At 70.0% G+C, this 25,239-nt stretch carries 22 protein-coding genes; 3 read left to right on the plus strand and 19 right to left on the minus strand.

Annotated elements, in window-relative coordinates; genetic code table 11:
* From AB0J91_RS23275 to AB0J91_RS23285, 3 genes are all read right to left on the minus strand, one after another.
* Positions 1 to 697 (minus strand): hypothetical protein (locus tag AB0J91_RS23275; RefSeq protein WP_363872400.1); only part of this gene is annotated, 697 nt, incomplete at its 3' end.
* Positions 694 to 1,962, minus strand: a complete 1,269-nt coding sequence (gene hisS, locus AB0J91_RS23280) for a histidine--tRNA ligase (protein WP_363872403.1) — start codon at positions 1,960 to 1,962, stop codon at positions 694 to 696. The genes hisS and AB0J91_RS23275, both read right to left, overlap by 4 nt.
* Positions 1,963 to 1,983: 21 nt before the next feature.
* Positions 1,984 to 2,664, minus strand: a complete 681-nt coding sequence (locus AB0J91_RS23285; protein WP_363872406.1) for an MBL fold metallo-hydrolase — start codon at positions 2,662 to 2,664, stop codon at positions 1,984 to 1,986.
* Between the two features lie 168 nt (positions 2,665 to 2,832).
* Between AB0J91_RS23285 and AB0J91_RS23290 the strand changes: the two genes are divergently transcribed.
* Positions 2,833 to 3,663, plus strand: coding sequence for a peptidylprolyl isomerase (locus tag AB0J91_RS23290; protein WP_363872409.1), 831 nt, complete (start codon positions 2,833 to 2,835; stop codon positions 3,661 to 3,663).
* A gap of 257 nt (positions 3,664 to 3,920) precedes the next feature.
* On the opposite strand, the gene AB0J91_RS23295 is transcribed toward AB0J91_RS23290, so the two are convergent.
* The 12 genes from AB0J91_RS23295 to pdxS all read right to left on the minus strand — a co-directional run bounded on the left by AB0J91_RS23295 (position 3,921) and on the right by pdxS (position 16,229).
* A complete protein-coding gene (locus AB0J91_RS23295; protein ID WP_363795015.1) occupies positions 3,921 to 6,236 on the minus strand; it encodes a bifunctional (p)ppGpp synthetase/guanosine-3',5'-bis(diphosphate) 3'-pyrophosphohydrolase in 2,316 nt (771 codons plus the stop codon).
* A 201-nt stretch (positions 6,237 to 6,437) separates the two neighbouring features.
* On the minus strand, positions 6,438 to 6,998 hold the full coding sequence (locus tag AB0J91_RS23300) for an adenine phosphoribosyltransferase (protein WP_363872411.1): 561 nt from the start codon (positions 6,996 to 6,998) through the stop codon (positions 6,438 to 6,440).
* Positions 6,998 to 8,170: a protein translocase subunit SecF gene (secF, locus tag AB0J91_RS23305; protein ID WP_363872414.1), complete on the minus strand. Its 1,173-nt coding sequence runs from the start codon at positions 8,168 to 8,170 to the stop codon at positions 6,998 to 7,000. The genes AB0J91_RS23300 and secF overlap by 1 nt, the downstream gene beginning before the upstream one ends.
* Positions 8,167 to 9,720, minus strand: a complete 1,554-nt coding sequence (gene secD, locus AB0J91_RS23310; RefSeq protein WP_363872417.1) for a protein translocase subunit SecD — start codon at positions 9,718 to 9,720, stop codon at positions 8,167 to 8,169. The genes secF and secD overlap by 4 nt, the downstream gene beginning before the upstream one ends.
* A gap of 337 nt (positions 9,721 to 10,057) precedes the next feature.
* Complete coding sequence (yajC, locus tag AB0J91_RS23315; protein ID WP_363872420.1) at positions 10,058 to 10,441, minus strand: preprotein translocase subunit YajC; 384 nt, start codon at positions 10,439 to 10,441, stop codon at positions 10,058 to 10,060.
* A gap of 163 nt (positions 10,442 to 10,604) precedes the next feature.
* Positions 10,605 to 11,672 carry a Holliday junction branch migration DNA helicase RuvB gene (ruvB, locus tag AB0J91_RS23320; RefSeq protein ID WP_132685583.1) on the minus strand — a complete coding sequence of 356 codons (1,068 nt, stop codon included), beginning with the start codon at positions 11,670 to 11,672 and terminating at the stop codon, positions 10,605 to 10,607.
* A gap of 8 nt (positions 11,673 to 11,680) precedes the next feature.
* Positions 11,681 to 12,280 carry a Holliday junction branch migration protein RuvA gene (ruvA, locus tag AB0J91_RS23325; protein ID WP_132685582.1) on the minus strand — a complete coding sequence of 200 codons (600 nt, stop codon included), beginning with the start codon at positions 12,278 to 12,280 and terminating at the stop codon, positions 11,681 to 11,683.
* Complete coding sequence (gene ruvC / locus AB0J91_RS23330; RefSeq protein WP_363795002.1) at positions 12,277 to 12,888, minus strand: crossover junction endodeoxyribonuclease RuvC; 612 nt, start codon at positions 12,886 to 12,888, stop codon at positions 12,277 to 12,279. The genes ruvA and ruvC overlap by 4 nt, the downstream gene beginning before the upstream one ends.
* Positions 12,889 to 13,097: 209 nt before the next feature.
* Positions 13,098 to 13,565 carry a DUF4262 domain-containing protein gene (locus AB0J91_RS23335; protein WP_363872566.1) on the minus strand — a complete coding sequence of 156 codons (468 nt, stop codon included), beginning with the start codon at positions 13,563 to 13,565 and terminating at the stop codon, positions 13,098 to 13,100.
* A 197-nt stretch (positions 13,566 to 13,762) separates the two neighbouring features.
* Positions 13,763 to 14,515 (minus strand): YebC/PmpR family DNA-binding transcriptional regulator, encoded by a 753-nt coding sequence (locus AB0J91_RS23340; RefSeq protein ID WP_363795000.1) that lies wholly within the window; start codon positions 14,513 to 14,515, stop codon positions 13,763 to 13,765.
* 34 nt (positions 14,516 to 14,549) lie between these two features.
* Positions 14,550 to 15,194 carry a pyridoxal 5'-phosphate synthase glutaminase subunit PdxT gene (gene pdxT, locus AB0J91_RS23345; protein ID WP_363872425.1) on the minus strand — a complete coding sequence of 215 codons (645 nt, stop codon included), beginning with the start codon at positions 15,192 to 15,194 and terminating at the stop codon, positions 14,550 to 14,552.
* A gap of 132 nt (positions 15,195 to 15,326) precedes the next feature.
* Positions 15,327 to 16,229, minus strand: a complete 903-nt coding sequence (gene pdxS / locus AB0J91_RS23350; RefSeq protein WP_363794996.1) for a pyridoxal 5'-phosphate synthase lyase subunit PdxS — start codon at positions 16,227 to 16,229, stop codon at positions 15,327 to 15,329.
* 200 nt (positions 16,230 to 16,429) lie between these two features.
* Here pdxS and AB0J91_RS23355 point away from each other — a divergent pair, with 200 nt between their 5' ends.
* Complete coding sequence (locus AB0J91_RS23355) at positions 16,430 to 18,538, plus strand: elongation factor G-like protein EF-G2 (RefSeq protein ID WP_363872428.1); 2,109 nt, start codon at positions 16,430 to 16,432, stop codon at positions 18,536 to 18,538.
* A 22-nt stretch (positions 18,539 to 18,560) separates the two neighbouring features.
* Here the strand turns inward: AB0J91_RS23355 and pgsA are convergent, their stop codons facing one another.
* Positions 18,561 to 19,163 carry a phosphatidylinositol phosphate synthase gene (pgsA, locus tag AB0J91_RS23360; RefSeq protein ID WP_363872431.1) on the minus strand — a complete coding sequence of 201 codons (603 nt, stop codon included), beginning with the start codon at positions 19,161 to 19,163 and terminating at the stop codon, positions 18,561 to 18,563.
* 215 nt (positions 19,164 to 19,378) lie between these two features.
* Between pgsA and AB0J91_RS23365 the strand changes: the two genes are divergently transcribed.
* On the plus strand, positions 19,379 to 19,903 hold the full coding sequence (locus AB0J91_RS23365) for a YceI family protein (protein ID WP_363872434.1): 525 nt from the start codon (positions 19,379 to 19,381) through the stop codon (positions 19,901 to 19,903).
* Positions 19,904 to 20,151: 248 nt separating this feature from the next.
* Here AB0J91_RS23365 and AB0J91_RS23370 read toward each other — a convergent pair whose 3' ends face one another.
* The 3 genes from AB0J91_RS23370 to AB0J91_RS23380 all read right to left on the minus strand — a co-directional run bounded on the left by AB0J91_RS23370 (position 20,152) and on the right by AB0J91_RS23380 (position 25,150).
* A complete protein-coding gene (locus AB0J91_RS23370; protein ID WP_363872569.1) occupies positions 20,152 to 20,625 on the minus strand; it encodes an HIT domain-containing protein in 474 nt (157 codons plus the stop codon).
* Positions 20,626 to 20,785: 160 nt separating this feature from the next.
* On the minus strand, positions 20,786 to 22,810 hold the full coding sequence (gene thrS, locus AB0J91_RS23375; protein WP_363872572.1) for a threonine--tRNA ligase: 2,025 nt from the start codon (positions 22,808 to 22,810) through the stop codon (positions 20,786 to 20,788).
* Positions 22,811 to 23,038: 228 nt separating this feature from the next.
* Positions 23,039 to 25,150, minus strand: a complete 2,112-nt coding sequence (locus AB0J91_RS23380) for a diguanylate cyclase (protein ID WP_363872438.1) — start codon at positions 25,148 to 25,150, stop codon at positions 23,039 to 23,041.
* Positions 25,151 to 25,239: the final 89 nt, after the last annotated feature.

The following is a 25,239-nucleotide window of genomic DNA, read 5'->3' on the forward strand; positions in this document are numbered from 1 at the left end:
CCCGTCGTACTGCCGGAACACCTGCGCCTGCTGGTCGAAGGGCATCCGCACCGAGTCGGCGATGGCGTTCCACAGCGACGAACTTGGAGACCGCCTCCGGCTGGAGGCGTTGGGCCATGCGGCCCTGAGGCGCGAGGGACGCGAGCTGGTAGAGCGGCCGGTTCGGCGGGGCCTCTCCCCTGGCTTCCGCGCGGAGCTGGGCGATGACCAGCTGGGAGAGCACCAGGCCGCGCGTGTCCTCGTTGCCCGCCAGCGCGTCGGCGAGGCGGCGCAGCGCGTAGACGCCGAGCTCGCGGCCACCGGTCCCGGCGTACATGGCCAGCGAGACGCTGATCGCCTTGCCCTTGGGCGCACCACCGATGAGCACGTTGATGGTGCGGGCACCGCGCAGGTCGGTGACGAACAGGTCCAGCCGCGTCGCCTTGTGCACGTCCACCACCCGGCTGCCCAGGGCGCGGGCCACGACCTCGTGCCCGCGCAGCGTGATGGTCTTGCGCGACTCCGTCCAGGCCAGCAGCAACAGCGGAACCGCGACGATCACCAGCGTGGTCACGAACCCGACCGGCCCGGCGAACAGGCTGACGATTCCGCCGAACGCGGCGGCCACGATGACCGCCGCGATCGCCACGTTGCGGGCCCGGACCCGCACGGTGCGCCGGTCCAGCAGATCCAGCGGCACCGCCTCGACTTCGCTCATCGGCTCTCCGCGACCGCCGCACGCACGTCGTCGACCAACGACTCCAGCGACACCGCGCGCTGCTCACCGGTGGCCAGCTCCTTGAGCTGCGCGCTGCCGGACTCCAGGTCGCGCTCGCCCAGCACCAGCGCGAAGCGGGCGCCGGAGCGGTCGGCGGCCTTCATCGCGCCCTTGAGGCCCTTGCCGCCGTAGGCGATGTCGACCCGCACGCCGTGCGCGCGCAGCCCGCCGGTGGCGGCGACCAGCTTGCGCTTGGCCGCCTCGCCCATCGGCACGCAGTAGACGTCGCACCGCGACTGGTCACCGACCGACAACCCCTCAGCCTGGCAGGCCAGCAACGTGCGGTCCACGCCGAGGCCAAAACCGATGCCGGACAGCTCCTGGCCGCCCAGCTCGGCCATCAGCCCGTCGTAGCGGCCACCGCCGCCGATGCCGGACTGCGCGCCGAGCCCGTCGTGGACGAACTCGAAGGTCGTCTTGGTGTAGTAGTCCAGGCCGCGCACGAGCCGCGGGTTCTCCACGAACTCCACGCCCAGGTCCACCAGGTGCGCCTTCACCGACTCGTAGTGCTCCTCGGCCTCTGCCGAGAGGTGGTCGACCATCAGCGGCGCGTCGGCGACCATCTCGCGGACCTCGGGGCGCTTGTCGTCGAGCACCCGCAGCGGGTTGAGCTCGGCGCGTCGCTGCGTGTCCTCGTCCAGCGGCAGTCCGCGCAGGAACTCCTGCAGCTTGGCGCGGTAGGTGGGACGGCAGGTGGCGTCGCCCAGCGAGGTCAGCTCGATGCGGTGCCCGGTCAGGCCCAGCCGCCGGTAGCCCTCGTCGGCGATCGCGATGACCTCGGCGTCCAGCGCCGGGTCGTCCACGCCGATGGCCTCCACGCCGACCTGCTGCAGCTGCCGGTAGCGGCCGGCCTGCGGGCGCTCGTAGCGGAAGAACGCGCCGCTGTAGTACAGCTTCACCGGCAGCTGGCCCCGGTCGAGGCCGTTCTCGATGACCGAGCGCATCACGCCGGCCGTGCCCTCCGGGCGCAGCGTCACCGAACGCCCACCGCGGTCGGCGAAGGTGTACATCTCCTTGCTGACCACGTCGGTCGACTCACCGACACCGCGCGCGAACAGCGCGGTCTCCTCGAACAGCGGCAGCTCGACGTAGCCGTACCCGGCGCGACGCGCGGCGTCGGCCAGGGTCTCGCGCACCGCGAGGAAGCCCGCCGAGTCCGGCGGGAAGTACTCCGGGATGCCCTTGGGGGCGTTGAACGTGCTCATCAGGTTTGCGATTCGTCCTCGTCAGTGGGCGTCGGAGGCGGGCAGTTCCTGCAGGAACGGGTTGCCCGCGCGCTCGCGCCCGATGGTGGTGGTCGGTCCGTGGCCCGGCAGCACGACGGTCTCGTCGTCCAGCGGCAGCACCTGGGTGCTCAGCGACTCGAGCATCTCGCCGTGGTCGCCGCCGGGCAGATCGGTGCGCCCGATGGCGCCGGCGAAGAGGGTGTCGCCGGACAGCAGCAGCCGCCCGCCCTCCTCGGTGCCGACGCCGAACAGCACCGACCCGCCGGTATGGCCCGGGGTGTGCGTGACGTCGAAGCGCAGCCCCGCCAGCTCCAACACGTCGCCGTCGGCGATCTCGCGGACATCAGCGGGCTCCTCACCGCTGATGCCGTCGCCGAAGAGCTGGCGGCCCGCGGGCCCCAGCGCCGCGCCCGGGTCGGCGAGCATGAACCGGTCGACGGGGTGGATGTGGGCGGGCACGTCGTGCTCGGCGCAGATCTGCGCGGCCGAGAGCACGTGGTCGAAGTGCCCGTGCGTCAGCAGCACGGCGGCAGGCGTGAGCCGGTGCTTGGCCAGCTGCTCGTTCAACGGCTCGACGGCGTCCTGACCGGGGTCGACGACGACGCAGGCTTCGCCCTCACCGCGCGCCAGCACGTAGCAGTTCGCCTGCAGCGGACCTACCGGGAAGCCGAGGACAAGCACGTCAGAAGGGCCTTTCGTCGAGGATGCGCAGCCGAATGGCAACCCTAGATTATCGTCCGCCGCCGATCCGCCTGCGCACACCGGCATGGGCTCTCAGGAAGCGGTCCCGGGGCACCTCATAAACTCCGCTGCACAACATCAGATCATGGAGTGCGGGGAGGGGAGCAAGTGCCCAGCAACGAGCAGCGTCGCCAGGCGGCCAAACGGAAGCTCGAGCGCCAGATGCAGCGCCGTGAGGAGCAGGCCAAGCGACGCCGGGTGATCACCATCGGGGCGACGATCGTGGTGGTCATCGCGATCGTGGTTGGCGTCTTCTACTTCAGCCGCAGCGACGGCGAGCCCGCGGCCCAGCAGCAGCCGCCGCAGCCGCAGGTCAACATCCCGACCGAGCTGGCTCCGCCGCCGGCCCGCCCGGCCCCGCTGGCCGATCCCGTCTCGTGCGCCTACCGCCCGGACGGCCAGGCGAGCAAGCCGGTGCAGCCGCCGGCCAACGGCGAGGTGTCCTCGAAGGGCACCGTGCAGGCCACCATCGAGACCAACCAGGGCAACATCCCGCTGACCCTGGACCGCTCGCTGGCCCCCTGCACCGTGAACAGCTTCATCAGCCTGGCCAAGCAGTCGTTCTACGAGGGCACCAACTGCCACCGGATCAGCACCGAGGGCCTGCAGATGCTGCAGTGCGGTGACCCGACCGGGCAGGGCTCCGGCGGTCCCGGCTACGCCTTCGACGACGAGACGTTCCCGGAGCTGAAGTACGGCCGCGGCTACCTGGCGATGGCGAACTCGGGCCCGAACACCAACGGCAGCCAGTTCTTCATGGTCTTCGGCGACGCGCAGCTCTCGCCGGACTACACCGTCTTCGGCACGATCTCGCCCGAGGGCCTGAAGATCATCGACGACGTCGCCCGCGCGGGCCACGACGGCGCCTTCGACTCCTCCGCCGGCGGCGGCCACCCGCACAAGCAGGTCACCTTCAACAAGGTCAACGTCCAGGCCTGACCCGGACGCTGCGAGGACCTTACGCGAAGAGGGGCACCGTTCCACCCGGAACGGTGCCCCTCTTCACTGCGTTGACCGGATTTCAGTGGAAATCGGGAACCGGAGTTCCACTGAAATCGGGGACCTGATTTCCATTGAAATCCGGTCAGGGGAGGTGGGACGGCTGCTTCCCGGGACACCACGCCCGGTCCCGGTCAGGTCCGGTGGTCTCGGTCGGATCCCGTGGTCCGGGCGGGTCAGGTCGGGTTCGGGCAGGGTCAGGTGGCTGAGGTGACTCGGTAGACGTCGTAGACGCCTTCGATGTTGCGGACCGCCTTGAGGACGTGGCCGAGGTGCTTGGGGTCGCCCATCTCGAAGGAGAACCGGCTGACCGCCACGCGGTCCTTCGAGGTGGTGACCGAGGCCGAGAGGATGTTGACGCGCTCGTCGGCGAGGACCTTGGTGACGTCGGAGAGCAGGCGGTGCCGGTCGAGGGCCTCGACCTGGATGGCGACCAGGAACACCGAGGACGACGACGGCGCCCAGTGCACCTCCACCAGGCGTTCCGGTGTCTTGCGCAGGTCGTCGGCGTTGGTGCAGTCGGTGCGGTGCACGCTGACCCAGCCGCCGCGGGTGACGAAGCCCAGGATCTCGTCGCCGGGAACCGGGGTGCAGCAGCGGGCGAGCTTCGCCCACACGTCGCCGGCGTCCTTGACCACCACGCCGGAATCGCCGCTGCTGCGCCGCTTTCCGCCACCCTCCAAGGTGGACGGCGTCGAGCGCTCGGCGATCTGGTCGGCGGCCTGCTCGGGTCCGCCGATGTGCGCCACCAGCTGCTGCACGAGGTGCTGCGCGGAGAGCTGCTTCTCCCCCACCGCGGCGTAGAGCGCGGTGACGTCGACGTAGTGCAGCTCGCGGGCGACGGCGCCCAGCGCCTCGGCGGAGACCAGGCGCTGCACCGGGAGTCCGAGCCGCCGGATCTCCTTGGTGATCAGCTCCTTGCCGGACTCGATGGCCTCTTCGCGGCGCTCCTTGGCGAACCACTGCTTGATCTTGGCCTTCGCGCGCGGCGAGGCGACGAACGACAACCAGTCGCGGCTCGGGCCGGACCCCTCCGCCTTGGAGGTGAAGATCTCGACGACCTCGCCGTTCTCCAGCTTGCGCTCCAGCGCCACCAGCCGGCCGTTGACCCGCGAGCCGATGCAGCGGTGCCCGACCTCGGTGTGCACGGCGTAGGCGAAGTCGACCGGCGTCGAGCCGGACGGCAGCGTGATCACATCGCCCTTGGGCGTGAAGACGAAGATCTCGCGGGTGGCCAGGTCGTAGCGCAGCGACTCCAGGAACTCGCCCGGGTCGGCGGCCTCGCGCTGCCAGTCCAGCAGCTGGCGCATCCAGGCCATCTCGTCGACCTCGACGCCGCCGCCGCTGTTGCGGCCCTTGGTCTCCTTGTAGCGCCAGTGCGCGGCGATGCCGTACTCGGCGGTCCGGTGCATCTCGCGGGTGCGGATCTGCACTTCGAGGGGCTTGCCCTCCGGGCCGATGACCGTGGTGTGAAGCGACTGGTAGACGCCGAAGCGCGGCTGGGCGATGTAGTCCTTGAACCGGCCGGGCATGGGCTGCCACAGCGCGTGCACCACGCCCATCGCCGCGTAGCAGTCGCGGATCTCGTCGACCAGGATCCGCACGCCCACCAGGTCGTGGATGTCGTCGAAGTCGCGGCCCCGGACGATCATCTTCTGGTGGATCGAGTAGTAGTGCTTGGGCCTGCCCTCGACCTTCGCAGCCAGCCGGGCGGCGTCGAGCTGCGTGGACAGCTCGTCGATCACCGTCCGCAGGTAGGTGTCGCGCGAGGGGGCGCGGTTGGCGACCAGGCGCACGATCTCGTCGTACTTCTTGGGCTGCAGGATGGCGAAGGCCAGGTCCTCCAGCTCCCACTTGATCGTGGCCATCCCGAGCCGGTGCGCCAGCGGCGCGAGCACTTCGAGGGTCTCGCGGGCCTTGCGCGCCTGCTTCTCCGGCGGCAGGAAGCGCATGGTGCGCATGTTGTGCAGCCGGTCCGACAGCTTGATCACCAGCACCCGCGGGTCCCGGGCCATCGCGATGATCATCTTGCGGATCGTCTCGGCCTCGGCGGCCGCGCCCAGCTTGACCTTGTCGAGCTTGGTGACGCCGTCGACCAGGTGGGCGACCTCGTCACCGAAGTCGGAGCCGAGCCGCTCCAGCGAGTAGTCGGTGTCCTCGACGGTGTCGTGCAGCAGCCCGGCGACCAGCGTGGTGGTGTCCATGCCGAGCTCGGCCAGGATCGTGGCCACGGCCAGCGGGTGGGTGATGTAGGGGTCACCGGATTTGCGCTTCTGGCTGCGGTGCTTCTCCTCGGCGACGTCGTAGGCGCGTTGCAGCAGCGTCAGGTCGGCTTGCGGGTGCAGTTCGCGGTGGACGACGGCCAGCGGTTCGAGGACCTGCTTGACCTGGGCGGCGCGCTGGGCGGTGATCCTCCTCGCCAGTCTGGCGCGGACTCGGCGCGTGGCCGAGGTCGCACGCGGCTCGGCAACCGGATCGGTTGCCGAGGCAGGAGAATCAACGTGGTGGCTCACCGCACGCTCCCGGGCTCAGGCGTTGCTTAGTCCCAGGTCCGGGGGACCCGGACACTGAGAATAACGCCGACGGGTCAACGACCCATCCCTGGTGTGGCGGTTGATACGCCCAACGGTCACCTTCTGCAGTCGAGATGACCGTGGGAATTCAGCCGAACCGATCACCGTCCGTTGTGACGCTGCTGGTTGGCAGCGTCCGGATCAGGATCGCAGCAGGGCTCGGACGTGCTCGTCGACGATCTTGTCCCGGCCTTCCAGGGCGGTGAGCTCCATCACGACCGTGGCCGCGGTGACCTCGGCACCCGCCTGGCGGATCAGCCGGCACGCGGCACCCAGGGTGCCGCCGGTGGCGAGCACGTCGTCCACGACCAGGACCCGCTGTCCGGCACTCAGCGTGTCGGCGGGCAGCTCCAGCGTGGCGTGGCCGTACTCCAGCTCGTAGGAGATGCGGTCGGCGACCTCCGGCAGCTTGCCGGGCTTGCGCAGGCCGATCACGCCGGTGCCGAACGCCTGGGCGACGGCGGCGCCGAGCAGGAAGCCGCGGGCCTCCACGCCGGCGACGACGTCGAACTCCAAGCCCCGGCCCAGCGCGTCGGTGATGGCCCGCAACGCCGCCGGATCGGCGAGCATCGGGCTGATGTCGCGGAACAGCACGCCCGGCTCCGGGAAGTCGGGGACCTCCCGGATCAGCCGGACAGCGCTCTTGAGGGCGACGTCATCGCCGTCCACCACTTCGACGCCCGCGGTGACTTCCTCGGGCATCAACGACGTCGCTTTCCGCTGGGCCGCGCGGCCTTGCCCGCCGGGCGCGCCGCGGGCTGCTGCCGCGTCGCACCGGCCGTGACCGGTCGCTTGGGCTCCTCCGGGACCTCCTCGCCCGCCTCGCGGGCGGCGGACTTGGCCCGGCGCTGCTCGACCTTCTTGGCGTGCGAGCGGTACTTCGACTCGCGCATCTTGAGGTCCACCAGCAGCGGCGTGGCGATGTAGATCGAGGAGACGACGCCGGCGATCATGCCGACCATCTGCACCAGCGCCAGGTCGCGCAGCACGCCGACACCGAGCAGTCCGGCACCGACCACGAGCAGGCCGAGCACCGGCAGCAACGCGATGACCGAGGTGTTGATCGAGCGCATCAGCGTCTGGTTGACCGCCAGGTTCGCCGCCTCCGGGTAGGTGCGGCGGGTCATGCTCAGCAGACCGCGGGTATTCTCCTTGACCTTGTCGAAGACCACCACCGTGTCGTACAGCGAGAACCCGAGGATCGTCAGCAGACCGATCACGGTGCTCGGCGTGACCTCGAAGCCCACCAGCGAGTAGATGCCGGCGGTGACCACGACGTCGTGCAGCAGCGCGACGAGCGCCGCGACCGCCATCCACCTCTCGAAGTAGAACGCCAGGAAGATCGTCACCAGCACGAGGAACACGCCGAGCGCGAGCAGCGCCTGGGTGGTGATCTCCCCGCCCCAGGTGCCGGAGACCGCGCTGTCGCTGATCACCTGCTGGCTGGGCTTGCCCGTCCCGTCCAGCGGCTGGGTCTGGTTGAAGATCTCCTGCTTGACCTCGAGGACCTGGTCCACCGTCAGCGACGAGGACCTGATCTGAATGCTCTGGTTCCCACCGGCACCCACGACCTGGACCGTCTCGGCCGGGTGCCCGACCGCGTCGCTGAACGCGGACTGCACCGCGTCGGTCTCGATCGGGCCCTGGGCGCCGACCGCGGGCATGGCGATCTTGGTGCCGCCCTCGAAGTCGATGCCGAGGTTGAACCCCTTGAACCCGATCGCGCCGATGCACACCAGCACCAGCAGACCGAGCGCGATGTACCAGCGGGAACGCTTGCCGACGATGTCGAAGGCACCGGTACCGGTGTAGAGCCGGTGGAAGACGCTCTCGCGCTTCTGGGCGCCTTCGGTGTAAGGAGTCGTCACCTTCACGCCTCCTTGGAGGTGGTCGCGGCGGCCTTGCGCGCGGCGCGGTTCCGGTTGCCGATGCGCTGCACGGCGCCCAGCCCGGAGACCGACGGCTTGGACAGGAACTTGTTCTTCGAAGCGAGCGCCACCAGCGGGTGGGTGACCAGGAAGACCACCACGAGGTCGAGCACCGTGGACATGCCCAGGGTGAACGCGAAGCCCTTCACCTGGCCGACGGCCAGCACGTAGAGCACCGCGGCGGCGAGGAAGCTGACCGCGTCGGCGGACAGGATCGTGCGCCGCGCCCGGACCCACGCCCGGGGCACCGAGGAGCGGAAGGTGCGACCCTCGCGGATCTCGTCCTTGAGCCTCTCGAAGAACACGATGAACGAGTCGGCGGTGATGCCGATGGCCACGATGAACCCGGCGACACCGGCCAGGTCCAAGGTGAACCCGATCCACCGCCCGAGCAGCACCAGCACCCCGTAGACCACGCCACCGGACAGCACCAGCGACAGCACGGTCAGGATGCCCAGCAGCCGGTAGTAGGCCAGGCAGTACACGGCCACCAGCAGCAGGCCGATGCCACCGGCGATCAGACCGGCTTCCAGCGAGGCGATGCCCAGCGTCGCCGAGACCGTCTCGGCCTCGGACTGGTCGAAGGCCAGCGGCAGCGATCCGTACTTGAGGATGTTGGCCAGGTCCGTGGCGGACTGCTGGTTGAACTGGCCGCTGATGCTGGCGTTGCCGCCCAGCAGCGGCTCGTTGATCGACGGTGCGGAGACGACCTCGCCGTCCAGCACGAACGCGGCCTGCTGGCCGACGTTGGCCGAGGTGAAGTCGGCCCAGGTCTTGGCCCCGCCCGACTTGAAGTTCAGGCTGACCGACCAGCCCGGGCTGCCACCCTGCGGGTTCGGCGGCTGGGCCATCGAGTCGGCGATCTCCTTGCCCTCCAGGAAGACCGGCTCGAGGATGTACTTGGCCGTGCGCTCCCGGTCGCAGGAGACCAGCGGCAGCGCCGGGTCCTCGTTGCCGCGCAGCGGGTCCTCGGCCTTGCAGTCCAGCGCTTGCGCGGCCTGCATCAGCACGTTCGGATCGGTGCTCTGCCGCGTCGCCTTCGCGGCTTCGATCGCCTGGGTCGAGTCGCCTGGCGGCTGCGCCTGCTGCGGCGTCGTCGGTGCCGGGGGCTGGGTGGCGGGGAGCTGCTGGGCGACCTTGCGGAAGTTCAGCTCCGCGGTCTGCCCGAGCTGCTTGGCCTCTTCACCGCCCTCACCGGGCACGGTGATGATCAGGTTCGACCCGTCGAGGGCCACCTCGGAGCCGCCGATGCCCATGCCGTTGACGCGGGTCTCGATGATCTGCCGCGCCTGGTCCAGCGATTCCTTGCTGGGAGGCTGCCCGTCCGGGGTGCGCGCGGTCAGCGTGACCCGCGTTCCTCCCTGCAGGTCGATGCCCAGTTTCGGGTTGGGCTTGCCATCACCGGTGAAGAACACCAGTGCGTACAGCGCCATCACGATCAGCGCGAAGATCGCGAGATAACGCCCTGGGCGCAGCTGCCCGGCCGGAGGTGCCACGGTGCGTCGGTCTCCTGTTCAGGGTCAGTTCGGATGCGCGACCCGGCCGGGGCCGAGAGCGCGAGCGGCGAGCGGTTCCGCCCTCGACAACGTACCGCCGGTTGTCCCGGGTTCCGCCGTTCGATGCGATCTTGTGGCGGTCTTCGCCACCACCGACCGCCACTTTCCGTCATCCAGTCTCGCAGGCCCGGACCGGGCCGCGACTACATGGGGTGGCCGAACGGCAGCGACGCGGGCCCGGAGTGGTTCGGCTCCGATGCCCGCGTCGCGATGAGGGCGCGCTGTCCCCGGCGGGCGCCCGTCGTGCGGCACCCGTCACCGGGGTCGACCAGGCGCGTCAGCTGGTCTTCTGCTTCTCCGTCGACTCGGTGGCCTCGGTCTCGGCCTTGTCCTCGACCTTGGTCTCCTCGGTCGCGGACTCCTCGGCGGGAGCCTCGACGGCCGGGGCCTCGGCGGCCTCGGTCTCGACCTTCTCGCGGACGGCCTGACGCACCCAGGTGGTGGTCATGCCCGGAGCGATCTCGATGTCGATGGTGTCATCGCTGGTCGACACGACGGTGCCGAAGACGCCCGAGGTCGTCATCACCCGGTCGCCCGCGGTGATCGAGTTCTGCAGCTTCTGCTGCTCGGCCATCGCGCGCTTCTGCTTGCGGGCCTGCAGGAACAGCGGCACCGCCAGCAGGACGATCAACAGCGGCAGGATCAGGGATTGGAGTTGCATCATGCTCCGTTCAGCGGGCGCACGACAGGACCAACCAACGGAGTCCGCGCCCGGTTTGTTCGGATGTTCTCGCCCCAGTCTGCCAGGTCAACGAAAGTGCCAGGTTGACGCGTGGCATTCAGCTGGTCCGCCGCCACCGTAACGGCGGATTGTCACCATTGGGTCACTCCGCGAAAAGGGAGGGCGGACCCTCGCCGGGAGCGTTCGCCGGAGGTGTCATGCCCAGGTGGAACCAGGCGGCGGCGGTGGCCACCCGGCCTCGCGGGGTGCGGGCCAGCATTCCGGCTCTGACCAGGTACGGCTCGCACACCTCCTCCACGGTGGTGGGCTCCTCGCCGACGGCGACCGCGAGCGTGGAGATGCCCACCGGACCACCGTGGAACGACTTGATCAGCGCCCGCAGCACCGCCCGGTCCAGGCGGTCCAGGCCCATCTCGTCGACGTCGTAGACCTCCAGCGCGGCGCGCGCGACCTCGCGGGTCACCGCACCGTCGGCGCGGACCTCTGCGTAGTCGCGGACCCGGCGCAGCAGCCGGTTGGCGATGCGCGGCGTGCCCCGGGAGCGGCCGGCGATCTCCGCGGCGCCGTCGTCGCGCAGGTCCACGCCCAGGATCCCCGCCGAGCGGCGTACCACCTGATCGAGTTCGTCGGAGGTGTAGAACTCCATGTGCGCGGTGAAGCCGAACCGGTCCCGCAGCGGGCCCGTCAGCGCTCCGGAGCGGGTGGTGGCCCCGACCAGCGTGAACGGCGCGAGTTCGAGCGGGATGCTCGTCGCGCCCGGCCCCTTGCCGACGACGATGTCGACGCGGAAGTCCTCCATCGCCAGGTAGAGCATCTCCTCGGCGGGGCGGGCGATCCGGTGGATCTCGTCGATGAACAGCACGTCGCCCTCGGAGAGGTTGGACAGCATCGCCGCGAGATCACCGGGCTTCTCCAGCGCGGGCCCGGAGGTGACGCGTATGGCCGAGCCCAGCTCCGCGGCGATGATCATCGACAGGCTGGTCTTGCCCAGGCCGGGCGGACCGGAGAACAGCACGTGGTCGGGCTGGTCGCCGCGCCGCAGGGCGCCGTGCAGGACCAGTTCGAGCTGTTCGCGCACGCGCGCCTGCCCGACGAACTCGCTGAGCTTGCGAGGGCGCAGCGTCATCTCGACGTCGCCCTCGCCGTCGTCCTCGTGCGGGGCGAGCGAGACCGCGTCCTCGGGTGCCGACCAGTCCTCTTCCTCGTACATCGGCTACCTCACTTGGGCCCGAGGGTGGCCAGCGCCTTGCGCAGCACCGCGGAGGTGTCGAGGTCGCCGCCGCCGTTGGACAGCACGGCTTCCACGGTCTGGTCGGCCTGCTTGGCGGAGAAGCCCAGCCCGACCAGCGCCTCGGAGACCTCGCTGCGGACCCGGCCGCGGTCGACTGTGGCCGTCGGTTCGACCGTGGTTCCCGCGACGACGCCGACCTTGTCGCGCAGTTCGAGGATCAGCCGCTCGGCGCTCTTCTTGCCGATGCCCGGGACCTGGGTGAGCACGGTGAGGTTGCCGTCGGCGAGGGCCGTGCACAGCTGTTCCGGCGAGAGCACCGCGAGGGTCGCCAGGGCCAGCCGGGGACCGACGCCGGAGGCCGTCTGCAGCAGTCCGAACAGGTCGCGGGCCTCGGCGTCGGCGAATCCGTAGAGGGTCAGCGAGTCCTCGCGCACGATCAGCGAGGTCCACAGCCGGGTCTCCTCACCTCGCCGCAGCCCGGCGAGGGTGGACGGGGTGGCGTGCACCGCCATGCCGACGCCACCGACCTCGACCACGGCGTGGTCGAGGCCGATCGACAGCACCGGTCCGCGCACCGTGGAGATCATCGGGTCTTGCCTCCTGTGTCGGGAGCGGCCTGCTTCTGCCGGCCCGCTCGCTTCTCCTGCGCCGCTTTGAGCTTCGCGCGGTGGTTGCGCGCCATTTCGGCGGCTCGCGCCTCCGCCTGCGCCAGCCGGTCCATCATCGGCGCCCGCCACAGGTGGCAGACGGCCAGGGCCAGCGCGTCGGCGGCGTCGGCCGGTTTCGGCGCCTCGGCCAGCCCGAGGATCTTGGTGATCATCGTGGTGACCTGCTTCTTGTCAGCCCGGCCGGAACCGCTGATCGCGGCCTTGACCTCGCTCGGCGTGTGGAAGGCGACCGGCAGACCGCGGCGCGCGGCCGCGAGCGCCACCACGCCGGAGACCTGCGCGGTTCCCATCACGGTGCGCACGTTGTGCTGGCTGAACACCCGCTCGATGGCCACGACCTGCGGCTCGTGGAGGTCCATCCACCGCTCGACCTCGGTGGAGACGGTCATCAGCCGCGAGGCGAGCTCGTCCTCCTGCGGACTGCGCGCCACGCCGACGGCCACGCACGCGACCGAGCGCCCCTTGCCGCCGTCGACCACGCCGAGCCCGCAACGGGTCAACCCCGGGTCGACTCCCAACACGCGCACGACGCCACCCACCAAGCCGAAAGAACACTCGTTCGAACCCTAACGAACCCAGGCTCACGCGCCACAACCGACACGCCCTCCCCATCACCCGGGAGAGTGGGGTACTCGAATTTCGCGCGAAATTCGAGTCCCGAAGATCCCGTTCAAATTTCGCGCGAAATTCGAATTCCCGGCGCGCCCAGCTTCGAGAGGTGCGGGGGCGTCCGAGGTCAGGGGCCGTTTACGCCCGGGGTCCAGGATTCGGGGAGGCCGGAGTCTGTGAGGATCGGCTGGTACTCGCGGAAGCCGCCGGGGGCATCGGGCTGCCAGGGGAACTTGGCGTCATCCGGGCTGGACGCGATGAGCTGGACCGCCGGGAAGTCCGGTCCGTTGTAGACCAGGAACGCCGAGCCGAGGTACTCCGGGTAGTGCTGGAGCGCGACCTTCTCGAAGGTCACCGGGCAGCCCTGCAGGAAGCCCTCGTAGAGCTGACCGGGCTGGAAGCGCTCGCCCTGCCCCGCCCGCTGCACGTAGGTGTTGACCACCGAGTGCGCGACCTCCTGCGGAAGCCCGATCACCACGACCTCGGGCTTGCCGAAGCGGCGCCACGCGCCGACGGAGAAGGCGTAGGCCGGGCCGCTGTCGTCCCCGGCGACGTGCATGACCGCGGCGCCGTGCTGCTCCGCGGTGTTGACCATCCACTTGCGCAGTGATTCATCGGTGTCGACCACGGCGCCATTCTGCACGTCAACGCAAGAACCGCTCCCGCCGACGCCCCATTTCGCGGGCGTCGAGGGGAGCGGTTCGCGCACTTGATGGTCCGAGTGCGAGCGGCGCAGCCGCGAGGCGGAAGAACCACCCCCGCAACTCGCGCCGCCGAGCAGAAGACCAGCGATCAGGCGTTGACCTCGGCCATGACCGAGTCGCTGACGTCGAAGGCCGCGTAGACGTTCTGCACGTCGTCGCAGTCCTCGAGGGCGTCGATCAGCTTGAAGATCTTGCGCGCGCCCTCGGCGTCGAGCTCGACGTTGACCGAGGCCAGGAAGTTGGTCTCCGCCGAGTCGTACTCGATGCCTTCGGCCTGCAGCGCCTTGCGGACGTCGACGACGTCCGAGGCGTCGGACAGGATCTCGTAGCTCTCGCCGAGGTCGTTGATCTCCTCGGCGCCCGCCTCCAGGACGGCCGCGAGCACGTCGTCCTCGCTGAGGCCGTTCTTCGGCAGCAGCACCACGCCGCGACGGGTGAACAGGTACGCGACCGAGCCCGCGTCCGCCATCGAGCCGCCGTTGCGGGTCATGGCGGTGCGGACCTCGCCCGCCGCCCGGTTGCGGTTGTCGGTCAGGCACTCCACCAGCACGGCGACGCCGTTGGGGCCGTAGCCCTCGTACATGATCGTCTGCCAGTCGGCGCCGCCGGCCTCTTCGCCACCTCCGCGCTTGCGCGCGCGCTCGACGTTGTCCATCGGGACCGAGTTCTTCTTGGCCTTCTGGATCGCGTCGTAGAGGGTCGGATTGCCCTCGGGGTCACCGCCGCCGGTGCGGGCCGCGACCTCGATGTTCTTGATCAGCTTCGCGAAGAGCTTGCCGCGCTTGGCATCGACGGCGGCCTTCTTGTGCTTGGTGGTGGCCCACTTGGAGTGGCCGCTCATCTCTCCTCCGTCTTTCCACGCCCGCGACGGGATATCACCGCCCGCGGACGATCCGTACGAAATAGCGGTGCACCCGCTCGTCCCCCTCGACCAGTTCCGGGTGGAAGGCCGTGGCGAGCACCGCTCCCTGCTGAACCGCGACGATCCTACCGGCGAGGCCTTCGCGCTCGGTGGCGTCGGGGGCGGTGGCGTCGTCGAGCCCCTCGGGCACCGTGGCCAGGACCGACACGCCGGAGCCGATTTTCTCGACCCACGGCGCGCGGATGAACACCGCGTGGATCGGGTCGGAGATCCCCTGGAAGTCGAGGTCGGTCTCGAACGAGTCGACCTGCCTGCCGAAGGCGTTCCGGCGCACGACGACGTCCAGCGCACCCAGCGGGCGGACCGCCGCGGCCCTGTCGTCGTCAACGCTGGTGGCCAGCATGATCATTCCCGCGCAGGAGCCGTAGGCGGGCAGGCCGTCGGCCAGCCGCGCGCGCAGCGGTTCGTAAAGCTCGAAGGTGTCCAGCAGCCGGGTCATGGTGGTCGACTCACCGCCGGGCAGCACGATGCCGTCGACGGCGTCGAGCTCCTCGACCCGCCGGACCGGGATCGCCCGCGCGCCGCCGCGCTCCAGCGCGGCCAGGTGCTCGGCCACTCCCCCTTGCAAAGCCAGAACACCGATGACGGGTTGACCCATCGTTGCCCCTCCTACCCCTGGAACAGGTGCGAGCGGTGCCGGTCCTGAGACGTCGTCCGGAGTCCGGACGGCGTCTCAGGTTCGGCTACCCGCACCGCCGAGCGAAACGACCGCGGAAGACGGATCCGGAGCTCACCAGCCGCGGCCGGCGAGGCGGTCCTTGTCGGAGAGGTCGTCGATGTTGATGCCCACCATGGCCTCGCCGAGACCGCGCGAGACCTTCGCGAGGACGTCCGGGTCGTCGTAGAAGGTGGTGGCCTTGACGATGGCCTCGGCGCGCTTGGCCGGGTCGCCGGACTTGAAGATGCCGGAGCCGACGAACACGCCCTCGGCGCCGAGCTGACGCATCATCGCCGCGTCGGCGGGGGTGGCGATGCCGCCCGCGGTGAACAGCACGACCGGCAGCTCACCGGTGCGCGCGACCTCGCGGACCAGCTCGACCGGTGCGCGCAGCTCCTTGGCGGCGACGTAGAGCTCGTCGACCTCCAGGGTGGACAGCCGGCGCATGTCGGCGCGGATCTGGCGCATGTGCCGGGTGGCCTCGACGACGTTGCCGGTGCCGGCCTCTCCCTTGGAGCGGATCATCGACGCGCCTTCGGCGATCCGGCGCAGCGCTTCGCCGAGGTTGGTCGCACCGCAGACGAACGGCACCGTGAAGGCCCACTTGTTGATGTGGTTGACCTCGTCGGCGGGGGTGAGCACCTCGGACTCGTCGATGTAGTCGACGCCGAGCGACTGCAGCACCTGGGCCTCGACGAAGTGTCCGATGCGAGCCTTGGCCATCACCGGGATGGACACCGAGTTGACGATTCCCTCGATCATGTCCGGATCGGACATCCGGGCCACGCCGCCCTGCACGCGGATGTCGGCGGGCACGCGTTCGAGCGCCATGACCGCGACCGCTCCGGCCTGCTCGGCGATCTTGGCCTGCTCGGGGGTGACCACGTCCATGATCACGCCGCCCTTGAGCATCTCGGCCATGCCCCGCTTCACGCCGTCCGTGCCGGTGGGAGCGGTGTCCGCTGCGCTAGTCAACTTTGATCTTCCTTCACATTCCGGAGGTGTTCCCGTAACCAACCTAGACACGAACTGGACCATCGCAACGGTCCACTCAGTCCCGATTTCAGTAGTCCACTTCACGCTCGGGTCCCCCAGGCGCGGCCTTGCACGAGCACACCACCGGGTGTGTGATCGGAGACACATCTCTGGCCGTCCGGGTAGCGCAGGAGCTCGCCATGGGAAGCAAACAAGCCGGCACAGTGGCTGGGCCGGGTGCACCGGCCCCTTCAGATCCCGCTCAGATCCGCAACGTCGTCCTGGTCGGCCCTTCCGCGGCCGGCAAGACCACGCTCGTCGAGGCCCTGCTGGAGGCCACCTCAGCCATCCCCCGCCCCGGCGCGGTCACCGAGGGCACCACGGTGTGCGACCACGAACCGGCCTCGATCGACCAGCAGCGCTCCATCGCGCTGTCCATCGCCCCGGTCCAGCACGGGGGCACCAAGATCAACCTGATCGACACGCCCGGCTACGCCGATTTCGTCGGCGAGCTGCGCGCGGGCCTGCGCGCTGCCGACGCAGCGCTGTTCGTGGTGGCCGCGACCGAGGGCGTCGACGCGGCGACCCGTGCGATCTGGCACGAGTGCGCGGCGGTGGGGATGCCGCGCGCGGTGGTCATCTCGCGGCTCGACCAACCGCGCGCCGACTTCGACACCGCGCTGCTGACCTGCCAGGACGCCTTCGGAGAAGGCGTCCTTCCGCTGTACCTGCCGCACCTGGAAGGCGGTGAGCCGACCGGACTGGTCGGGCTGGTCACCGAGAGCATCTACCAGAACGGCGAGGTCCGGCCCGCCGACGAGGCCCTCCGCGCCGAGGTGGAGCAGCCGCGCGGTGAGCTGATCGAAGCGATCATCGCCGAGAGCGAGGACGAATCGCTGATGGACCGCTACCTCGCGGGCGAGCAGATCGACGAGGACACGCTGATCGGCGACCTGGAGACGGCGGTGGCGCGCGGCGGACTGCACCCCGTGCTGCCGGTGTCGGCGCTGACCGGCCTCGGCATCCCCGAGGTCCTCGACGGGATCCGGCGCGGCTTCCCCTCGCCGCTGGAGCACCAGCTGCCCGAGTTCACCGACCCGCAGGGCGGCAACCCGCGCCTGCTCACGCCCGATCCGGACGGGCCGCTGGCCGCCGAGGTCGTGCACACCTCCGTCGACTCCTACGTCGGACGGGTCTCGCTGGCCAGGGTCTTCTCCGGCACGATGCGTCCCGAACGCCCGGTGCACGTCTCCGGGCACGGCATGGCCGAACGCGGCCACCCCGACCACGACGAGGACGAACGCGTCGCCCACCTGTACTCCCCGCTGGGAGCGACCCTGCGAGAGGTGCCGCAGTGCGTGGCGGGCGACCTGTGCGCGCTGACCAAGGTCGGCTCGGCGGAGACCGGTGACACGCTCTCCGACCCGTCCGACCCGCTGCTGCTCACCCCGTGGCCGATGCCCGAACCGCTGCTGCCGATCGCGGTCACCGCCCACAACCGCAGCGACGAGGACGCCCTGGCCCGCAACCTCAACCGGCTCATCGCCGCCGACCCGAGCCTGCGCCTGGAACGCGACAGCGAGACCCACCAGCTGGTCCTGTGGTGCATGGGCGAGGCGCACGCCGACGTCGTCCTGCAGCGACTGCGCGAAGGCGGCGCGGAGGTCGACACGGTTCCGGTGCGGGTCGCGCTCCGGCAGACCTTCACCAAGCAGGCCAAGGGGCACGGGCGGCACGTCAAGCAGTCCGGCGGGCACGGCCAGTACGCGGTGTGCGACCTGGAGGTCGAACCGCTGCCCGCGGGTTCCGGCGTGGAGTTCACCGAGAAGGTGGTGGGCGGTGCGGTGCCGCGCCAGTTCATCCCCAGCGTCGAGAAGGGGGTGCGCGCTCAGCTGGAGAAGGGCATCACCGAGGGCTGCCCGATCGTCGACGTCCGGGTCACGCTGGTCGACGGCAAGGCGCACAGCGTCGACTCCTCCGACGCCGCGTTCCAGGCCGCCGGTGCGCTGGGGGTGAAGGCAGCGGCCGAGCAGGCGGGCCTGACCACGCTCGAACCCGTCGACGAGGTCGCCGTGCACATCCCCGACGAGCACCTGGGCGCGATCCTCGGGGACCTGTCGAGCCGCCGGGGCAAGGTCGTGGGCACCGAGCCCGAGGACGGCGGGTGGACGGTCGTGCGCGCGCACGTCCCGGCCAGCGAGCTGATCCGCTACACGGTCAACGTCCGCTCCCTGACCTCGGGCAGCGCGACCTTCACGCGGCACTTCGAGAGCTACGAACCGGTGCCGGACGGTCTCGTGCCCAAGTGAGGGCGACGCTCCGCGGCCCCGGTCACGCCTTCGAGGAGACGTGGACCGCGTGGAGGCGTTGGGCGATGGTGATCAGGGTCAGCGCCGCGAGGAGCCAGATGGCGACGTCCAGGACGTGGGGGACGCCGAGCCCGTGCAGGCCCGCGCCGGTGAGGATGATCAGGAAGCGCTCGGCCCGCTCGGCGATGCCGCCGTCGGCCCGGAGGCCGTTGGCCTCGGCCCTGGCCTTGATGTAGGAGATCACCTGGGCTCCTGCCAGGCAGATCAGCAGGCCCAGGCCTCGATCCCGATCGACGTCGACGACCAGCGCCCACCAGACCAGCGATCCGAACAGGACGCCGTCGACGATGCGGTCGCAGCTGGCGTCCAGCACTGCCCCGAAGCGGGTGACGCGACCGCCGACCCGCGCCATCGCGCCGTCGAGGATGTCGAAGAGCAGGAAGATCGCGGTCACCACGGTGCCGACGAACAGCTCACCGCGCGGGAAGAACCACAGCGCCGACACCACCGAGGCAACGGTCCCGACGACCGTCACCGCGTTCGGCGTCAGGCCGATGCGGACCAGGCCCAGCCCGATCGGATTGGTCAGCCGGGACAGGGACGCCCGCGCGAAGATGTTGAGCATGTGCCTTCAGGTGCCAGCGGTGGTGTGCAGTGACGTCCGCGCACGATGCGCGCTGTTGCAGGTTAACCGGATCTGGATCGGCTCCGACCGCTGGTGTGACGATCTCCCGGACCGGAAGGTGACCCCCGCCACATCCAGGAATGGTTGAAGCTTCAACCTAGTTGGGCCATGGTGAGAGCAACACACACCAACAACACTCTTGGAGGCACGCGACCATGACGGCCACCGCGCAGATCCCCGGCTACACCACCGGCACCTGGGACATCGACCCCGTGCACTCGGACATCCTGTTCTCGGTGCGCCACATGGGCGTCGGCAAGTCCCGGGGTCGCTTCGGCTCCTTCTCCGCCGAGATCGTCACCGCCGAGGACCCGCTGCAGTCGTCGGTCACGGCGACCATCGACGTCTCGTCGATCGACACCCGCAACGCCGATCGCGACGCCCACGTGCGCAGCGCCGACTTCTTCGACGCCGAGCAGCACCCGACCGCGACCTTCCGCTCCACCGGCATCCGCCAGGACGGCGAGGACTACCTGATCGACGGTGAGTTCACGCTCAAGGGCGTCACCAAGCCGGTCACCCTCACCGCCGAGCTCAACGGCTTCTCCGAGAACCTGCTGGGCATCTCGGCCACCACCACCATCAACCGCACCGACTTCGGCGTCGGCCAGCCCGGCGGCGCCGTCGTCGGCGAGAAGATCACCATCACCCTGGACATCGAAGCCCAGCTCCGCGCCTGATCCCCCTCACGCAGAAGAGCAGGACCGGCACAAACCCGGTCCTGCTCTTCTCGTTCTGACAAGCGACGAAGTCGCTTTCTCCTTCACCACCCCAGCAACTCGCACCGCCGCGGGTTCTGACACGTCTTCTGGGGAGCACAGCCGCAGCGCCGCGTATTCGACATACTCAAGTCGCGGATCCCGGAGCCAGAAGGCGTGTCAGGTTCCGCTACCCGCACCGCCACGCAGAACGAGCCCGCAGAACCGTCCTACTCAACCCAGGCGTCGGACAGTAGTTTCCAGGTTTCTCCTAGGAGCTGCGGCAGCACCTTGGTGTGGCCGATGACCGGCATGAAGTTGGAGTCGCCGCCCCAGCGCGGCACCACGTGCTGGTGCAGGTGCGCGGCGATGCCGGCACCGGCCACCGGCCCCTGGTTCAGGCCGATGTTGAAGCCGTGCGGCGCGGAGATCTTGCGGATCACCCGCATCGCGCGCTGCGTGTACTCGGCGACCGCGATGGTCTCCTCGGCGGTGAGCTCGGTGTAGTCCGCGACGTGCCGGTACGGCAGCACCATCAGGTGCCCCGGGTTGTACGGGTACAGGTTGAGGATCGCGAACACGAGCTCGCCGCGGGCCACGATCAGCGAATCCGAGTCGGGCTGACCGGAATCGAGCAGCCGGCAGAACGGGCAGCCATCGCTGTCATCGCCGTCCGGCTTGTTCTCGCCCTGGATGTAGACCATCCGGTGCGGGGTCCACAGACGCTGCAGCGCGTCGTCGACCCCCGCACCCTCCTGCCGCGTCAGCTCGACGCCCTCGGAACCGCTCACGCCTGACCCTCTGCCTCGTGCTGGACACCCGCTTCCGGTCGGCTCGCACGAGCGCGGGAGTGGTGAGTGCTGCTCATGACGCCTCCCCGGCGAAGTTCTCGGCGTTCGGCGAGGCGTTCTCGCGCCGCTGCACCCAGTCGACCAGCGCGGTGACCGCGTCGTCGACGGGGACGCCGTTGATCTGCGAGCCGTCCCGGAACCGGAACGACACCGCGTCGGCCTCGACGTCCTTGCCACCGGCCAGCAGCAGGAACGGGACCTTCTGCGTGGTGTGGTTGCGGATCTTCTTCTGCATCCGGTCGTCGCTGGTGTCGATGTCGACCCGGATCCCCTTGGCGCGCAACGCCTGACGCACCTTCTGCAGGTGCTCGACGTGCTCGTCGGCGATCGGGATGCCCACCGCCTGCACCGGCGCCAGCCAGGCCGGGAACGCGCCCGCGTAGTGCTCGGTGAGCACGCCGAAGAAGCGCTCGATGGAGCCGAACAGCGCGCGGTGGATCTTGATCGGCCGCTGCTTGCCGCCGTCCGGGCCGGTGTACTCCAGGTTGAACAGCTCCGGCAGGTGGTAGTCGACCTGGATGGTCGACATCTGCCAGCTGCGGCCCAGCGCGTCCTTGGCCTGCACGGAGATCTTCGGGCCGTAGAAGGCAGCACCGCCCGGGTCGGGGACGAGCTCCAGCCCGGAGGATTCGGCGGCCTCGCGCAGCGCTTCGGTGGCGACCTCCCAGCTCTCGTCGTCACCCACGTACTTCTCCTCGTTGCGGGTGGACAGCTCGAGGTAGAAGTCGTCGAGGCCGTAGTCGCGCAGCAGGTCCAGCACGAAGCCCAGCAGCGACTTGAGCTCGTCCTGCAGCTGGTCGGGCATGCAGTAGATGTGCGCGTCGTCCTGGGTCATGCCGCGCACGCGGGTCAGGCCGTGCACCACACCGGACTTCTCGTAGCGGTAGACCGACCCGAACTCGAACAGCCGCAGCGGCAGCTCGCGGTAGGAGCGCCCGCGCGAGCGGAAGATCAGGTTGTGGAACGGGCAGTTCATCGGCTTGAGGTAGTAGTCCACCCCGGGCTTGCGCAGCTCACCGTTGGCGTCGCGCTCCTCGTCGAGGTGCATCGCCGGGAACATGCCGTCCTTGTACCAGTCGAGGTGACCGGAGGTCTTGAACAGCGTCTCCTTGGTGATGTGCGGGGTGTTGACGAACTCGTAGTCCGCCTCCTCGTGCCGCTTGCGGGAGTAGTCCTCCAGCTCGCGGCGGATGACGCCGCCCTTGGGGTGGAACACCGGCAGACCGGAGCCGATCTCGTCCGGGAAGGAGAACAGGTCCAGCTCGGCGCCGAGGCGGCGGTGGTCGCGGCGCTCGGCCTCGGCGATCCACTCCAGGTGCTCGTCGAGCTTCTCCTTGGACTCCCACGCGGTGCCGTAGACGCGCTGGAGCTGCTGCTTGCTCTGATCGCCGCGCCAGTAGGCGGCGGCCACGCGCATCAGCTTGAACGCGGGGATGAACCGGGTGTGCGGCACGTGCGGGCCGCGGCACAGGTCGCCCCAGACGCGCTCGCCGTGCCGGTCGATGTTGTCGTAGACGGTCAGCTCACCGCCGCCGACCTCCATGATCTCGGAGGTGTCCACCGCGTCGTCAGCGGACTTGAGGTCGACCAGTTCCAGCTTGTACGGCTCGTTCGCCAGCTCTTCCCTGGCGGCCTCGACGGAGTCCAGGCGGCGGCGGGAGAACTTCTGGCCGGACTTGAGGATCTGCTTCATGCGCTTCTCCAGCGCCTGCAGGTCCTCCGGGGTGAACGGCTTGTCGACGTCGAAGTCGTAGTAGAAGCCGTCCTTGACCGGGGGGCCGATGCCCAGCTTGGCGTCCGGGAACAGGTTATGCACCGCCTGCGCGAGCACGTGCGCGGCGGAGTGGCGGATGACGCTGCGGCCGTCCTCGGTCTCAGCGGCGACCGCCTCGACCTCGACGTCGGACTCCGGCGCCCAGTCCAGGTCGCGCAGGTCGCCGTCGGCGTCGCGGACCACCACGATCGCGTCCGGGCCCTTCGACGGCAGCCCCGCCTCGGCGACGGCCGCGCCCGCGGTAGTGCCCGCCGGAACCTTCACCCGGGGTGCTTGCTGGGCGTGGGAAGGCTGTACGGACACGATCACTCCTAGACTGGGCCGGTTCACCGGCGCGGACACGCTTCGCCACCCGATGCTATCGGTGGCCACCAATTCGTTAACCCCCAGCCCACGCCCTTGACGAGGGGTCCAGTGGTGACCTTGCTCGCCGGTGCGGGCGGCGGGAGCCGCGCAGGTCGTCGTCGCCGCTGGCGGCAGGTCGAGAGCCGCTCACTCGGGCTCGGCGACGAGCTCTTCGAGCTCCAGGGCGGACACCCGCTCACCTGCGAACGGGCCGATCGCCGCGCGCACTCCCAGGGCGTGCAGCCGCTCGGCCTGCAGCTCGTCGTGGACGCCTCCGGCGACCACCGGCAGGTCCATCAGCTCGGCCGCTCCGGTCGTCGCGCCGAGCAGGTGCTCGTCCAGCGGGTCGGGCCCCTCGGGGTCGGCGAACCCGTCCAGGTGCGGGCCGTCGATGCGCACCCCGAACAGCGGCAGGCCGCGCAGCCGGGCGACGCGCGTGCAGTCGTCGCCGAACTGGTAGACGACCAGCCGGATGCCCATCTCGGCGAAGATCTCGACGGTGTCCACCGCGTCGCCCTGGTGGTCGAACAGCGCAGACTCGGGCATGCCCAGCGCCAGCGACCGCGCGGGCAGGCCAGTCTCGCGCAGGATGCGCTGCACGTCGTTGACCAGCTCGGGGTCGCGGCAGTGACGGTGCGAGAGGTTCATCGCCGCGACCGGGGCGCGCTCGCCGAAGCGCTCCGTCCAGCGCGCCGCGTGCCTGCACACCTCCTCCAGCGCCCAGCTGCCGAGCCGGGTGATCAGCCCGGTCTCCTCGGCCAGGTCGAGGAACGACTCCTGCCCGAGCTCCCCGAAATCCGGGTGGTCCCAGCGGATGTCCGCGGCAGCCGCGTACAGCGAGCGGTCGTCCAGCAGCCGCATCGGCTCGTACTCGACGAACAGCTCCCCCTGCTCCAGGGCGGCGGGCAGGGCCGCCGAGAGCCGGAAGCGGTCGCGGGCCTCGGCGTTGAGCGCGGCGTCGAAGAGCACCCACTGGGCGCGGCCGTCCTGCTTGGCCCGGTAGAGGGTGATGTCGGCGTCGCTCAGCAGCGACTCGGCGTCGGTGCCGATCACCGGGCGTTCGACGATGCCGACGCTGGCCGAGGCCGACAGCTCGTGCGCGCCGATGCGGGCCGGCCGGGTGACCTCGGCGAGCATCTTCTCCACCTGCCCGACCAGTCCGGCGGCGCCGTCGGTGTCGGGCACCAGCACCACGAACTCGTCACCGCCCATCCGCGCGGCCAGCGCGCCGAACTCGGCGGTCAGCGACTGCAGGCGCTGCGCGACCGCGCGCAGCAGCTGGTCGCCGACCGGGTGCCCGAGGCTGTCGTTGACCGCCTTGAAGCCGTCGAGGTCGAAGAAGCACAGCCCGACCCGGCGGCCCGGCGTGGACGGTTCCAGCGCGCGTTCCATGCTGGTCTGCAGCTGTGTGCGGTTGGGCAGCCCGGTCAGCGGGTCGTGCACGGCCTGGCGCCGGAACTGCTCCTGGAGCATGTGCCGGTCGGTGATGTCCTCGTAGAGCATCACCAGGTAGTCGGGAGCCCCGTTGGCGTCGCGCACCAGCGAGGCCGACAGCTGGGTCCAGATGTGCGAGCCGTGCTGCTCGGTGAAGCGGATCTCCAGCTGGTAGCGGTCGACCTCGCCGCGAACCAGGTCGGCGTTGGCCGCTGCGAGCTCGCCGATCCACGACGTGTCGGCCACGTCGAAGATCGTCCGTCCCACCAGCGACTCGCTGCCGAGCCGGAAGATCCTGTTCATGGAGGGGTTGATCTGGTCGATGACGCCGTCGAGGGTGACGATCGCGATCCCGAGGGCGGAGGAGAGGAACACCGCCCGCGACCGCGCCTCCGACGCCCGCAACGCCTCCTCGGCGGCGTCCCGGGCGTCGAGCACGGATTGCTTGATGATCTCCTGCTCGTCGAGGGTCTGCTCGCGCAGCGCCCCGGCGAAGCCCGATCCGACCGCGCCGAGCACGTCGACCAGCCTGGCCTGGTCCACCTCGCGGTGGGCCGGCAGCGCAGTGGCCAGGTGGTTGAGCGTCTTGTGCACGACGACGGGGTTGGTGAAGTGCACGTCGACGAGGCGCGCACCGACCCGGCGCGCGGACTCCAGCGGTCCGTCGCAGGCGGCGAGCACGTCCTCGAAGCACTTCGCCAGGAACGCCTCGATCTCGGGACGGCCCATCGCCACGTAGCTGGTGTGGATGATCTCGCGCGTCCACTGCGCAACCACGTGGTGACGTTCGACCTCCCCGTCGGAGGCTCCCTCGGATTCAGGCATCGCTCACACCTTCTGCCCGGCGTCGCCGGTCGCATCGCACCCGCGTCCTGGCCCGGACGGGGTGAAGTCGGTGATCAGTTTGGCGATCC

The sequence above is a fragment of the Saccharopolyspora sp. NPDC049357 genome (assembly GCF_040677225.1).
Classification (GTDB): Bacteria; Actinomycetota; Actinomycetes; order Mycobacteriales; family Pseudonocardiaceae; genus Saccharopolyspora.